This is a genomic window from Sphingomonas sanxanigenens DSM 19645 = NX02, from assembly GCF_000512205.2.
In the GTDB taxonomy this organism is placed as follows: domain Bacteria; phylum Pseudomonadota; class Alphaproteobacteria; order Sphingomonadales; family Sphingomonadaceae; genus Sphingomonas_D; species Sphingomonas_D sanxanigenens.
The window spans coordinates 1291396-1305454 of the sequence record NZ_CP006644.1; the positions used below are offsets into that span (position 1 = coordinate 1291396).

Genomic DNA, 14059 nt, shown 5'->3' on the forward strand with positions numbered 1-14059 from the left:
AGGCGATCTGCAAGCCAAATTTTCTGATGTGATCTGAATATGTTGGGGGTATACTCAAAAAGAGGTCAGGCCATTAGCGTTCAATTCGTCGCCGGAACCGGACCGAGGTAGGTCGGCTCCACCGGCGCGGTTGCAAGAACCAGCTTCTGAAGAACGACATTGTCGTCCAGCCGCCAGATCTTCAGCACGTGCCGTCCCGCGGCGAGATGCCCCATGTCGGTCGATAGCCGCACGACATTGTCGCGCACCGCGTCTGCCCAGCGCTTTTCTCCCGGAGTCCGCTGTGCGCCGCCCGTGGCGGTCAATTCGGCGCGCAACGTCTGCACGGGGCCCCCGTTCATCGACGCGCCGATCGCGACACCCGCGCCGCCGAGCGTATCCAATGTCGGCGCGAGAAACAGGGTGAGCGTCGCGGGCCCCGCAACCGCGACATCGACATTATAGTCGATGCATATGCCATCTGCCGGGGTCGTTGCCGGCCGCCCCTGCGGCAGGGCCAACACCGCCCCCTTCGTCCGGCCGAGATGGGGGATGGCCGTCCAGCGCAATCCCGCGCCATGGTGCAACCGGCTGAAAGCGGTCGCCTCGATCGCGATCACGCCGCTCTTGCTCACGGTGCGGGCGACGAACGACACGCCGCCGCGCCGACGGTGTTCCGGCGTGTCGCCCGCGACGCGCACGATGCTGGGCATCGTCTGCCGGGTGGGATCGTTCCAGATCACATAATTCATGTGGACCTGTGCCATCATGCCATCCCATTTGCCGTCTGCGATGCGATGATAACGATCCGTGAGGTCCTGGTCGCGCTGGAACGTCGACTCCACCTGATCGGCGAAGGCATTGGCGCGCGGGTCGTTGCGCGAAGCCAGCTTCCGGTTCCACGCTGTTGCATAATAGAGCCGGTAGAGATTGGCCATCGCGGCGATGGGAAACTCCACGAGTTGATAATAGGCATCCTGCCGATCGGCGCCCAAGGCACGCTTCGCCGCCAGCATCCGCGCCTCCAGCGCGTCCCATTCGGCAACCATCGCGCCGAACGCGCCACCGTCAAGTCCATCGGGCGTAATGTCGCCGATCGTAAAGCTGTCCTGATCGATCAGTTCGGGCTTCCGCCGTGCGGCATATTGGCTGTAGGCGGTGACGATCGTGCCGATCGCTGCGGCATGCTCCGGCCCGAACGTCGCTTCGGCCCAGCGCGCCGGATAGTCGGCGAGCACCGCAGGCGTGAACGCATCCGGATTCCACGCCATGGCAAGGAAGAAACCGAGCGGATATTCCATCGGCTTGATGTCGCCTACATTGACGATCCACATCGCGTCGGCACCGCGCCGATAGGCCAGGTCCATCTGCTGCCAGATCTTCTCGATCTGGTTGGTGTTGATCCATTTATAGTTGCGCGGCACGCCGACATAATCGAAATGGTAGTAGACGCCATATCCGCCGGGCCGCCGCCCCGCATCGGGCGCGGGAAGCCGCCGGATCTGCCCCCAATTGTCGTCGGCGAAAAGCAGCGTCACGTCGTCCGGCACCTTCATGCCATGATCGTAATAGTCCTGCACTTCCTTGTAGAGCGCCCACACCTGGGGTGTTTCGGCTGCCGGTTTGCCGGTGACGTCCGCGATGATCGCCCGCTGATCGGCCACAACCTGCTCGAGCAGTCCGGTCGCGGTGCCTTCGGCCATCGCCTCGTCGCCATCGCCGCGCATGCCGATGGTGACGACCGACTCATAGGTGCCGCTCGGCTTCGAAGTCATCCGCTCGATGCCGCCGCGCCAGAACGTGCGCAGATTGCGCGCGTTCGTCGAATAATCCCACGCACCGCCGGTCACGCCGGACTTGGTATCGCGATGCCATTCATCCTGCGCGCGCATCATTACCTCGTGATGGGAGCTTCCCATCACGACCCCCATCTGATCGGCAAGGATCATCGAATTCGGATCGTCGGCCGCGAATGCCTTGGGCGCCCACATCGCGGGCCACAGATAATTGCCCTTCATCCGCAGCAGCAACTCGAACACATGGGCATATACGGCGGCGTTGACTCCGCCGAACGCCTTTTTCGCCCAACCGCTGAAGCAGGGGTCCTCATCGTTGATGAAGAAGCCGCGGTAGCGGACCTTCGGCTGGTCCCGCCGCACACCCGCCGGGATCGACACGTTCGCCTGCCGCTTGACCGGCACGTCGGCAAACCAGTGCCAGGGCGAAACGCCGATCCGCTCGGACAGGTCATAGGTGCCGAACACGGCGCCACGCCGATCGGCACCGACGATGACGAGCGCCTCGGTCACCCCCGGAAACGGCCGATCGACCACGATCTGCAGAAAGGCTTCCCATTCGCCGACGATATCGCCGACGTCGATCCGGCCCTCGGCGACGAGGCGATCGATCGCCGCGCAACGCCCCGCAACGCCGATCACGACGATGCGCCCGCGCGCTCCCTTGAGGTCGGCGTGACGCAATGGCCGCCGTCCGCACACCCGTTCGATATCTCCGGAAAAATTGTCCGCGGCATGACGAACCGCGCTGTCCGCGATGGGATCGACCAGGATCGCTGCCGGCAGCCCATCCGCAATCAACGGAAAGCCAGTATCGCCATGCCCCCCCACCGTCGCGGCATTCACGGACGAAACTGCGGCGTTGATGGCCAATCCTGCCCCCGCCAACGCCGATCCCGCTATGAGGGTTCGACGAGACACGCCATGCCTGCGACTTCCGGCCATCATTCTCTCCATATGCGTGTCATGCGAGCGCTATCGTAACATCTGGCTGCGGCGCAGCCTTCGCCATCGCCCGATACTGATCTGCTTTGACTGAGAGCAGCGGGAGTGAGCCGCACTATTCCACGTTCACGACGACGACGGATTTCGCCGGTACGAGGAATGTGAGGCGTCCGTTTTCGAGACGTCCGGCAAATGGTTGAGGGCGAACTGCATTGGGCTGCTCGAAGCTGTTGATCGTATCTATCGCCGGGGCGGTGAGAACCCGTCCCGTCGCGGTTCCGGTCAGGTTGGTTTCGACGCGGGCAGGCTGGCGGGGATCGGTGTTCACAATCGCAACGTAGAGTTTTCCATCCCTGGCTCTCGCAGCTGACATATCCACCATCGGCATCTTGCGAGCGCCGTTGACGTAATCCGGACCCGCCACCGCTGCCGGAAAAGGAGTAGCTCCCATAAATGGCTGATACATATCGAACACATGATAGGTTGGCGTGAGGATCATCCGCTCCTTATCCGTCAAGATCATGGCCTGGAGTACGTTTACCATTTGGGCGATGTTTGCCATCTTGACGCGGTCTGTGTGGCGATGGAAAATATTGAGGGTCAGCGCTGCGACCATGGCATCGCGCAAGCTGTTCTGCTGGAAATGATGTTCACCGGCCAGGGCGTTCCGATCCAGTTTGTACCATGTGCCCCATTCGTCGACGAACAGCGGCATTTTTCTTTGCGGGTCGTGTTTGTCCATGATGGCTTCCACGCGTGAAAGCATGGGTTCCATCTGGCGCGCCAGATCGAGAACATCTGACCAGTCGGACTCGCTGAAGCCGGTCGCTTCGCTCTTGGGCCGGCCCATCGGCATTGCATAATAATGAAAACTCAGTGCCTCGGTCTCGCCGGGGTTCTTCATCATGGCTTCGGTGAACGCCTCGTAGTCGCCACCGCCCTGTACGCTCGCACCGCTTGCGACCCGTATCATGGCCATCGATTTCGGCGCCTTGACGAAGGCGGAATAGCGCGCGTTGACATCGGCGGCGAATTCCGGCCGCATATTGCCGCCACATCCCCAGGTTTCGTTACCAATTCCGAAATATTTTATCGTCCATGGCTTGGCCCTGCCGTTGCTCCGGCGTTGCTTGGCAAGCGTGGAATCGTTATCGGCCGTCATATACTCGAGCCAAAGCTGCATGTCTCGCGGCGACATCGACCCAACATTGCCGGAAACATAGGCTTCGGCACCGAGCAATTCCATGAAGTCGAGAAATTCATGCGTTCCGAACTGGTTGGTGTCGGTGACATCATCCCAGTTCATTCGTGTTCTCACCGGCCGTTGCGAACGGGGGCCGATGCCATCCCGCCAATCATAGACTTCACTGAAACAGCCGCCCGGCCAACGCACCACGGGGACATGGATTCTTTTCAGCGCGTCGAGAACATCCTTACGGAACCCTTTTATGTTCGGGATGCGACTGTCGGGTCCCACCCATATGCCTTCATAAATTCCACGTCCGAGATGCTCTGCGAACTGGCCATAGATCTGGGGTTCGATGCGGGCACCGGGCGTGTCGAGGTTGATCACTGCCGCGACATTCTTCGGTTCTTGCGCTTGAACCGGAACAGACGATGCGGCCAGCAGCATCGATCCTACCGCGGCCGCACGGTGCAACCACCGGCCGACGCGCGATCGCGTGGCACAGGCAGATGGGAAAGGACTCGATTGCGCTTTCATTATCGTTCCCCTTTGCTCGCCAGCCTCGACGTCGGAATTTTTCTGCCGGGTGGTCCGAAATAGCTCGCGGGCAAGGTGCCGCGGTAGGCAATGATGGTCTGGAGTACGATGGTGGGATCCACCATGGCGACGGTCAGCACGTGCCGGCCGCTGCTGGCGATCGGCACCTTGAAGCGCATGATCCGCATGTCGGTGCGCGCATTGATGTCGTGTGCTTCGCCGAGGAACTCCTCGGAGGCACGGTTTTCGGGCGTGAACACGGTGACGATCTGCGGCGCCGCGTCGTCGATCCACAGCGCCAGCGAAAGCGGGCGATCGGGATCGACCATGAGCGTCGGTGCGGTGACCAGATCGAAGGTCCACTCGCCGCTTTCGCCGACGAATATCGGATACTCGAGGCGTGGGGCATCCGTTGGGGAGGGGGGCGAAGCGGCGTCCACCGGGAAGATCGACATTGCGGCATCGACCCTGCCATAGTCGGGAATGGCTTCCCAGCGAACGCCGTTGCGAGGAACGTTTCGTTCGTAAGCACTGGCCGGGATCGAAAACGGCCCCGTCAGCGCTCCCCAGGCACCGCTTGCCGCTGCCTCTTCCTGGGGTGAGGCGCGAACGGCCGTCACCGCCACCGACACGTTCGCCGAGACCACCCCGTCGGCGACGGTGACGCTGCCGTCGCTCACCTTGATCGATCCGGTCGTGCGACCGGGCGGCAGCTTCGCCCAGTCGATTTCAACAGCATATCGCCGATCCGAGGTGCTGACGCTGAAAGCCCTGGTTTCCCTGAGCACGATCCAGGGGTCGCTGGGTTTGACGCTTATCTCGGCTTGCCGCTTTCCCCGGGGGAAGACCTCGATCCAGCTGGATTGCCGGTTCAGGCTGTCCAGTACCGGGAGGGCAGGGGGCAGATAGTAGCCCGGCCAGGCCTTGGCAGACCCGTCGATCGCGACGCCAAAACGGGCCTCGTCGTTGAGGTCGAGTTCTGAAACGGCCGGCGGGATGTCCTGGACGGGCTGATACCAGTTGAAATAGCCGATATAGGTCTGGTCCATCAGGTGGTTCCATTTTCCGCCTGACAATGCATGGTTATAATAATCGCGAATCTCATGAGCCCGGGCAAACAGCCTCTTCGTCTCGGCGGCTTCAAGGTTGGTGCTGGCGCGGCCCTGCTGGGCAAAGCGCCTGTTCCGCGCCGCCGCGACCAACAGCGCGGTCAGATTGCCGCATCCGCGAATGGGATGAAGCACAAGCTGGTAGTAGGCTGCTCGATGGCTCTCCGGGAGGCGGTCGTTGATCGCCTCTGCCCGGGCTTCGAGGTCCGACCAGAGCGCGAGGACGCGCTCGGCCTCGTTGAAGTTTTCAAGGCTGTAGGTGTCGGGTTCGAGCTGCTCCGGCTTTCGCCAGCCGTTATATTTCGCATAGCGTGAGACAAGCGCAGCGATCTCTTTTGCGTGCTCGGGACCGAATTCGCGCGCTGCCCAGATTGCGGTCCAGCCACCGATATTCTCCTTGGCGACGGCTTTGGGATCCCACGCCATCGTCAGGAAGAATTCGATCGGAATTTCGAGCGGTTTCAGGTCGCCGATGTTGGTGATCCAGATGCGATCGGCGCCATATTCCAGCGCGAGGTTCATCTGCTCCCATATCTTGGGGAGCGGATTGGTGTTGATCCATTTGTAGCTGTAGGGGCCGCCATTCATATCCATATGATGGTAGATGCCGAACCCGCCCTTGCGAGCGGCGCGCTCCTCGGCGGTGGGCAGGCGGCGCAGATAGCCGACATTGTCGTCGGCAAACATCAATGTAATATCATCGGGCAGTTCAAGTCCGGCATCATAATATTTCTGAACTTCCGTAAAGAGCACCCAGACCTGCGGAATATCCTCTATCGGTTTGCCGGTTTCCTCCCGAAGGAACCGTCGCTGATCGGTGATGATGGTCTCGAGAAGCGCGATATCGGACTTGATGCCGCCAGTGCCCTCGAGCGCGACGTCGCCATCGCCGCGCATTCCCATTGTCACCAGCAGTTCGCGATCCCGGCTGCGCTTTGCACCTTCCCGGAAGAATTGCTGCACGGCCGGACGATTGGTGACGTAATTCCACTCTCCGTTGCCCGGGCGACGCGATGTCCATTCACGGTGCGCACGGTTCATCGGCTCGTGGTGGGACGTGCCCATGACGATCCCATATTCGTCCGCCAGCAGACCGTTCCTCGGGTCGTCCTCGTTGAAGGCGTTGTTCCACATGGCTGGCCAGAGATAGTTGGCGCGCAACCGGAGCAGCAATTCGAACACCTTGGTGTAGAATGTCGAATTCATGCCCCCGAACTTCTCTGCGGTCCACGCAGAAAGGCAGGGGGCTTCATTGTTGAGGAAGATGCCTCGATATCTGACCGCCGGCTCCCCCTGGAAATAACGGCCATAGGCGACCCGCACGCGCTCTCGCCGCACGACCGGAACATCGGCCCACCAATACCAGGGCGAAACGCCGATGTTCTGCGACAGATCATAGATTCCGAAGATCGTGCCGCGCTTGTCGCTGCCGGCAATGACGAGCGCTTCGCGGATACCCGGAGCCGGGTTCCGAACGGTCTGGATGGTGTAGGATTCCCATTTTCCCCGGATCGGGGCCACGTCGATCCGTCCGGAGGCGGCAAGCTGATCGATGAGCCGGCTGTGGCCCAGCGTACCGATCAGAACCATGCGATCCCGATCCGCACGGGATACCTGTTCGGCGTCCGCACCGCAAACGCGACCGATGTCGGCGGCGAGATCTCCTACGGCCCGGATGACGCCCGGGAAATCATCCGGCTCGACGAAGAGAGCCGCTGTGCGGCCCGCACCGGCCAGTTCGAACCCCCGCGTCTTTTCGTCGAAGCGAACGGCTGCATGAAGCGGACTGGCAGCCAACCCTGCAGCCAGCGATCCCGCAAGAACGTCGCGGCGTGAAAGCATGGCACTTCCCTACATCAGCGAACCGGCTGGCCCTGGCAGCCGATAGCGTAACGAATTGGAGGAGCCACGCCATCGGGCGCAACTCCTCCTCGTTATCCCTTAGAAACTACCGCGGAAGCCGACGAGATATTGCACGCCCGGACGATATTGCGTGAACGTCGCGCCATCATACTGGAAAGAGCTGCGCAGGCGCGCGTTGGTGAGGTTCTGGATATCGACCGTCAGCTGGGGTGCGCTCTTCCATCCGAAGATCTCCTCCAGATCGAAGCTCGATGAGAAATCCCATTGCTGATAGTCGTCGGTAAACAGCGCGGCGGTGGGAATACCATTCTGGTTCAGGCCGCTGCTCTGCGAGCCTTCCCGATAGGTTGTCGACACCCGCAGATTGATTCCGCCCTTTTCGTAATAAGCGATGAAGTTGTAGGTGAACGGCGCGACACCGAACGCAACGGCCGGTCCGTCGCTGCGCTGATCGACGAGCGTCGCATTGGCGTTGAAGCCGAACCCTTCGATCCCGAAGCGGCTCGTCAGGAAGTCAAGCGGCTGAACCCACTGGAATTCGAGACCGTTGACGGTAAGCTTGTTCGGCACGTTGACTTGCGACTGAACCTGGATGGTCGCAACGCCGGGGCCGCCCCGAAGGTCGATCGCCTGCCGCTGCGTCGGATTCAGCGAGTCGTACGTGATCCCATATTGCGCCAGGAAGGCGAATGGCTGCGTGGTGATCTGATTGGTGGTGAAGCCGGTCAACTCCTTGCGGAAGGCGTTGACCGAGATCAGGCCTTCGCGACCGGTATAGAGTTCGACGCCGAAATCGAGATTGTCCGAAAAATAGGGGTTCAGCGCCGGGTTGCCGATCGTCGCGGTGGCCGCCGAGGGGTCACCGAAACCGACGCCCGGAAGCTGGGCGGCGGGATCGGGGCGCGTCATCGTCTTCGAATAGGCGGCACGAAGCACCGCCATATCGCCAAGGTCATAGGCAACCGTCGCTGCCGGCAGCCATTTGTCATAGCTGTTCGACGTCCGCACGATGTTGACGACGCTCGGATAGCGCGCACCGTCGGGCAAGGTCGAACCGTCAGCGGGGGTGTTGCGCGGGTCGCTCAGGCTCACGCGGCCTTCGATCGTCTGATCGGTCTTTACGTAGCGGGCGCCCACATTGTAGCGGAGGTCATTGTCTCCAATCTCGAATTTGCCCGTGGCGATCAGATAGGCTGCGAATGATTTTTCGCGGATCAGGCCGCCGCTGGCGCCGGTGTTGGACCCGCCGGACTCCGGTGCGTTGTCATGATAAAAGTCATAGTTCGACGCCTGCCGGAAACGGTTCCAGTCCACGGTGACAAAGCCGGCGCGGCCCGGCATCAGGAAGTTGGGCAGGTCTCCGACCGGGATCAACGACCCGCCATAGGTCACTGGGCCGGTCTGCCCGGCCGTGTAGCCCGTGCCGTAACCCGGATAGGTCGGATAGCCGGCGGTGCCCGGCGGGACCGAAGCGAGACCGGCGCAGGGCGGCTGGCTGTTCGGGCCGGGAACGAAGACGCTGGGATCGCCGCCGCACACCGCATTCTGCCAGGCCTGGCTGTTGTCGAAGCCACGGATGCGGCGGCTGACGTCGTCGTAATTGCCGCCGAGCTGCAGACTGAACCGCTCGTCACCCCACGTCAGCGCGCCACGCACACCCTTGGTCTCGTTGACGCGCCGCTCGTCCGAAATATTGACGCGGCCGCCATTCCACACGAAGTTGTTGGGATCGTTGAGATCGACGCTCGACGTGATGGTCGGCGCGCCGTCCGGGTTATTGACATAGTCCACCGTTACCCCGCTGCCGAGCGCGGTAACCGGACCAGCCGTCGGCACCTCACGGTGGAAGGTGCTGCGGGTGTAATTGCCCTGGATCGAAACCTTCAGGCGATCATTGATTTCCCAGTCCAGGCCGGGATTGACGCTGTAGAGGTCGGTCGTCTCCGTCAGCGGGCGATATTCGAGAAAGAATTGCGAATTGGCGTAGGTGCCGCTGTTGACCAGGCATCCCGTTGCACAATCCTCCCGATCATATGTCGTATTGGTCGGGATGATTTGGCTGTTCCTGACGATCCAGGCGACATTTTCGCGGGTCAGATTGTTGCGCTTATAGCCATAAAGGCCGTCCAGATAGAATTTCATCTGGTCATTTGGGCGCCACTCCGCGCTCGCGATCGCATTGATGCGATCGCGCCGGCCGTATTGAGCGGAAAAGCGGCCGAGGCGCGGGAGAATGCCATTGTCGATCTGCTGGATCGAGGCGCCCGGGTTATTCGCCAGCAGCCACGCCCGATCGATCGTCTGGCCCGCGACGAGGCCAGCTCCGGCTCCGGCCGGTACCGCCGAGGGGATCGTCCAGTTGCCGCCGCCCGTCGCGTTGCAGCCGGTCGCCGCTCCGCACTGCGCTGCGGTCAAGGCCGGGTTGGTGAAACCGATCGTCTCATAGCCGCGATTGTCCGTATAAAGCCTTTGTCCGGATACGCCGACCAGAATGCCCATCGTGTCGTTCGTCGTGCTGAAGATCATCGATCCACGCGCGCCGATGCGATCGACCCCGCTCTGCTTCGTCCCCTGAAGGCTGTAGGTCAGTCGTGTCCCGGGGCGGTCAAACGGGCGGGCCGAGCGCATGTCGATGTTACCGGCAGCGCCGCCCTCGAGAAGATTGGCGGTATAGCTTTTGTTCACCGTCAGCTTGGTAAACAGATCCGTCGGAAAAAAGCTCAGGTCCACGGACCGATCCGTGCCCTGCGCATCCGTCGCGCCGGATGAGGACACGGCGATCGGCGCCCCATTCAATGTGACGTTGGTGAAGTTCGGCCCCAACCCGCGAATGGCGACGTTGATGCCCTCACCATTAACATCGCGATTGATGGTGATACCCGGAATGCGATTGAACGACTCGGCGATATTCGTGTCGGGGAACTTGCCGATATCCTGCGCGAAAATCGAATCGGTAAAACCCGTGGCCTCCCGCTTCGCGTTGGTCGAATTCTGCAGCGACGCCCGATACCCGGTGACCACAATGTCGGCCACTGCCGTATCGCTGACGGATGCCGCTTCTTCCTGGGGAGGCGCCTGCGGCGGAGCCGTTTCCTGCGCACTCGCAACATGTGAAATCGCAAGAGATCCAACGGCGGAAGCCGCCAGCAACGAAACCCGAATCCGCTTATGACATCCAGACATTTTCACCCCTCCAAGGCTGGCGCCGGATTCCCCGGTTCGCCGCTGGTAACGCTACCAACACGCCCGTTGTCGGAGTAGTTCGGTTTTTTGTCAACAACGATCTTACCATTGGGTCAGACCAGATGAGGTTTGCAACTGACGGCCGCGGTGAAGCCTATACCCGGGCTCTGGCCGACCGGTCAGGCCGGTGGCGCGCTAACAAGCCCCAGCCGCCATATGCTCCATCGCTGCCTGTCGGTCCGACTTGCGGTGTATAAAGGGCGTGAAGGGCGTGCGGCGTGAGAAAGCCTGCCGCCGCTTCGATCCAGTCTCAATCATCTTCCGAACTGAATTCTTCCCGGATTTGCCGGAGGCTTTAACGTCCGGGAGAGTGGAGCCTATGAGCAAGGCGCGAAGATGTTCGCTTTAGGCCGGCGAGGGGCGATCCGTATGATTAGATCGTGAGCGGGTTTAGCCGTCGCGCCGGGCCGCGGTGGTGCTCGTGTGCGTGGCGGAGGCGCCCTATGAGGGGGTAGAGAAGGGTGAGATCGACGCCGGCAGGCATGCCGGTCTCCCAAGCAGATTTTTGCAGGCATAAGCTGAACAGGCATAAGCTGAAGGCGCTGGAACGCCAGATCCGCGAGGTGCGCTGGGCCAACGAGAGGGTGCGTAAGGCATCCGCACATTTTGCCCGGGCTGAGTGCCATTGGTTTCGATCCGGTTTTCGAGGGGCTCGACGGCGAGCGGGCGTATCGAGCGCAGGGGCTATACTCCTTGGGAAGATGCGCCGCACGAGCGTCTCCGGGGCCCAGTATCCCGCGTTCACATGCGGTGTCCGGGCGGCTATGGTCGCCACCGCGTCGATCACCCGTGCCAACCCCGGCAGCAACGCCCGCTCGATCTTCGCGACCCGATCGCGGCAAGGAGACACGTGTGAGTAAGAGCAAAACCCCGGCGAAGGTTTCGACCGGCATTGCGGGACTGGACCAGATTCTTCGCGGGGGTCTGCCCGCGTCCAATCTCTACATCCTGCAAGGCGCGCCTGGGGCGGGCAAAACGACCGCCGCACTGCAGTTCCTGCGTGCCGGCGTGGAGGCGGGCGAACGCTGCATCTATGTGAGCCTTTCGCAGACCGCGGCCGAGTTGACGGCGATCGCCCAATCGCACGGGTGGACGCTCGATGGCATCCGGATCGAAGAATTGTCGGCGACGGACGCGGTGCACGGCGCTGCCGATCAGACGATCTTCCAGACTGCCGAACTGCGGCTTGACGAGACCCGCGAAGCCATCGAGCAGGCGATCGAGGAGCACAAGCCGCAGCGGCTCGTCTATGATTCCCTGCTGGAGATCCGGCTGATCACGGGAGATGCGCCCCGCTTTCGCCGGGAACTGCTTGGCTTCAAGGCGTTCCTCGCCAAGCGCAGCGTTGTCGCCATGCTGCTCGATACGCAGACGAGCGAGACGGCGACCGGCGGGGAGGAGGTCGAAGGCATCGCCCACGGCGTCATCCGCTTCGACAAGTCGCTTGAGGATTATGGTTCGGTGCGTCGGCGCATCGAGGTGAGCAAGATGCGCGGGGTACCGATCGCCGACGGCTATCACGACATGGCGATCCGCGAGGGCGAGGGCGTGGTGGTTTTCCCGCGTATCGTTCCGGGCGACGCGATCGATGCGCGCAAGGCCCAGCTGATCAAGTCGGGTGTCGATACGCTCGACGACATGTTTGGCGGCGGACAGGAATCGGGCACGACCACCCTGGTCATCGGCCAGGCGGGCACGGGCAAATCGACCATGGCATCGCTCTACGCGATGGCGGCGCTCAAGCGGGACGAACATGTCGCGCTTTTCCTGTTCGAGGAACGGCTCGAAACCTTCTTCCGGCGATCGGAAGGCCTCGGAATGGATTTGCGTCAGTTCCACAAGGATGGCCAGTTGATCATCCGCGATTTCAGTCCGAACGAAATATCGCCGGGGGAGTTCGCCCAGATCGTCCAGTCGATCGTTACCGAGTTCAAGACACGGGTTGTCGTCATCGACAGCTTCACCGGCTACCTCAATTCGCTGCCGCATCGCGAGAAGGCCGTTCGCGACATCCAGTCGCTGCTCAAATATCTCGCGCGATCCGGTGTCCTTACGATGCTGATCGTTGCCCAACACGGATTGCTTGGCCAGAATGTCGGAATCGACGTCGATGTCAGCTTCCTCGGCGACACGGTGCTGCTGCTGCGTATCATGGAGGATGAGGGCCGCCTGCGCCGTAACATCACCGTCGTCAAAAAGCGCCATGGCCCGCACGATCTCGACGTCCATGAGCTCTTCATCAAGAGCGCGGGAATCACGGTCGTGCCATTCAATCCGCTCCCGACGGCATGAGCGAAGCCGATCCGGAAGAGCCGGGCGCGCTCGATCAAGTTCTCATCCTCGCGCCCTATCGGCGGGATGCGGAGTATTTGGTCCGGCTGCTCAGCGAACACGACATCGCCGTCGCGGCCTGTACGGCGACCGACCTGGCAGCGCATCTTGCCGCCGGGCCGGGGGTGATCGTGACGACCCACGAAGCGTTGACCCCGGGGCTGATCGCCATCATCGGCGAGCATCTGCGCGCCCAACCGCCCTGGTCGGAAATGCCGATCGTCGTCCTGCTCGACCGCGCTTCGCCCAACGCCCGCATTAGGGCGGCGCTCGAGGAGGCTTGGTCGCGTTCGCGCCAGCTCTTCTATCAGCGCCCGCTGACGCCGGTCGAACTGGTCAGCGGCGTTCAGTCGGCGCTGCTGGCGCGATTGCGCCAGCTTAATGTCCGAGACCATATCGACCGCGAGGTCGAACTTCGCCGCGAGCTTAATCACCGGGTCAAGAATATCCTGGCCAGCGTATCCTCGATCTTCGAGATGACCCGTCGCGGAGCCCAGGACATCGACGCATTGGCCGAGGATTTCGGCGGGCGGCTTCAGGCCCTCTCCAGGGTGCACTCGGCGGTCTTCCAGGCCGAGGGGGAATCGATCTCCATCGCAGAGGTTGCCGCACTGACATTCGACCCCTATCGCCAGATGGGCGTCAGCCGGATCGTTGTGCAGGGGCCGCCCGTCACCCTGACCCGCGCCGCCGGGACGACTCTCGCGCTGTGCCTGCACGAACTGACGACCAACGCGATCAAATATGGCGCGCTTTCCGTCGCCGATGGCCGGGTGACGTTCCGCTGGGAGATCCTCGCCGATCTTCGCCAGCATCTTTCGATGGAGTGGCGGGAAGAAGGCGGCCCGACGGTGGTCAAGCCATCGCACGCCGGCTACGGCACGCGCTATTTGCGCTCGGCTCTGGCCAGTCTGTTCGGCGGCAAACCCGATATCTCTTTCGCGGCCGATGGCCTGCGATGCACGGTTCAAGGGCCGCTTTCGCGTTTGGCGGAAGACTCCGAGGCCGACCGGTATTTGCCCGGCGCGTGAGCAATGCCATCTCGCGCCAACGCCAGTCACAAAGTCCAA

The 14059-nt window shown here is 62.0% G+C and carries 7 protein-coding genes; 3 read left to right on the forward strand and 4 right to left on the reverse strand.

Going from position 1 to position 14059, the window contains the following annotated elements; translation table 11 throughout:
- Positions 1-80: 80 nt before the first annotated feature.
- The 3 genes from NX02_RS06100 to NX02_RS06110 all read right to left on the reverse strand — a co-directional run bounded on the left by NX02_RS06100 (position 81) and on the right by NX02_RS06110 (position 7142).
- Complete coding sequence (locus tag NX02_RS06100) at positions 81-2648, reverse strand: glycosyl hydrolase 115 family protein (RefSeq protein WP_245648777.1); 2568 nt, start codon at positions 2646-2648, stop codon at positions 81-83.
- A 187-nt stretch (positions 2649-2835) separates the two neighbouring features.
- Positions 2836-4443 (reverse strand): alpha-N-arabinofuranosidase, encoded by a 1608-nt coding sequence (locus NX02_RS06105; RefSeq protein ID WP_084717630.1) that lies wholly within the window; start codon positions 4441-4443, stop codon positions 2836-2838.
- A complete protein-coding gene (locus NX02_RS06110) occupies positions 4443-7142 on the reverse strand; it encodes a glycosyl hydrolase 115 family protein (protein WP_245648778.1) in 2700 nt (899 codons plus the stop codon). The genes NX02_RS06105 and NX02_RS06110 overlap by 1 nt, the downstream gene beginning before the upstream one ends.
- Here NX02_RS06110 and NX02_RS33535 point away from each other — a divergent pair.
- Positions 7116-7388 (forward strand): hypothetical protein, encoded by a 273-nt coding sequence (locus NX02_RS33535; RefSeq protein WP_245648779.1) that lies wholly within the window; start codon positions 7116-7118, stop codon positions 7386-7388. The two genes, NX02_RS06110 and NX02_RS33535, sit on opposite strands and share 27 nt — an antisense overlap.
- A gap of 105 nt (positions 7389-7493) precedes the next feature.
- On the opposite strand, the gene NX02_RS06115 is transcribed toward NX02_RS33535, so the two are convergent.
- Entirely contained in the window at positions 7494-10448 is a 2955-nt protein-coding gene (locus NX02_RS06115) for a TonB-dependent receptor (protein ID WP_342671299.1), read from the reverse strand.
- Between the two features lie 1062 nt (positions 10449-11510).
- Between NX02_RS06115 and NX02_RS06120 the strand changes: the two genes are divergently transcribed.
- Positions 11511-12950 carry a DUF7125 family protein gene (locus tag NX02_RS06120; RefSeq protein ID WP_025291311.1) on the forward strand — a complete coding sequence of 480 codons (1440 nt, stop codon included), beginning with the start codon at positions 11511-11513 and terminating at the stop codon, positions 12948-12950.
- Positions 12947-14020 (forward strand): sensor histidine kinase, encoded by a 1074-nt coding sequence (locus NX02_RS06125; protein WP_025291312.1) that lies wholly within the window; start codon positions 12947-12949, stop codon positions 14018-14020. Before NX02_RS06120 ends, NX02_RS06125 begins: the two co-directional genes overlap by 4 nt.
- The last annotated feature ends 39 nt before the right edge of the window (positions 14021-14059 follow it).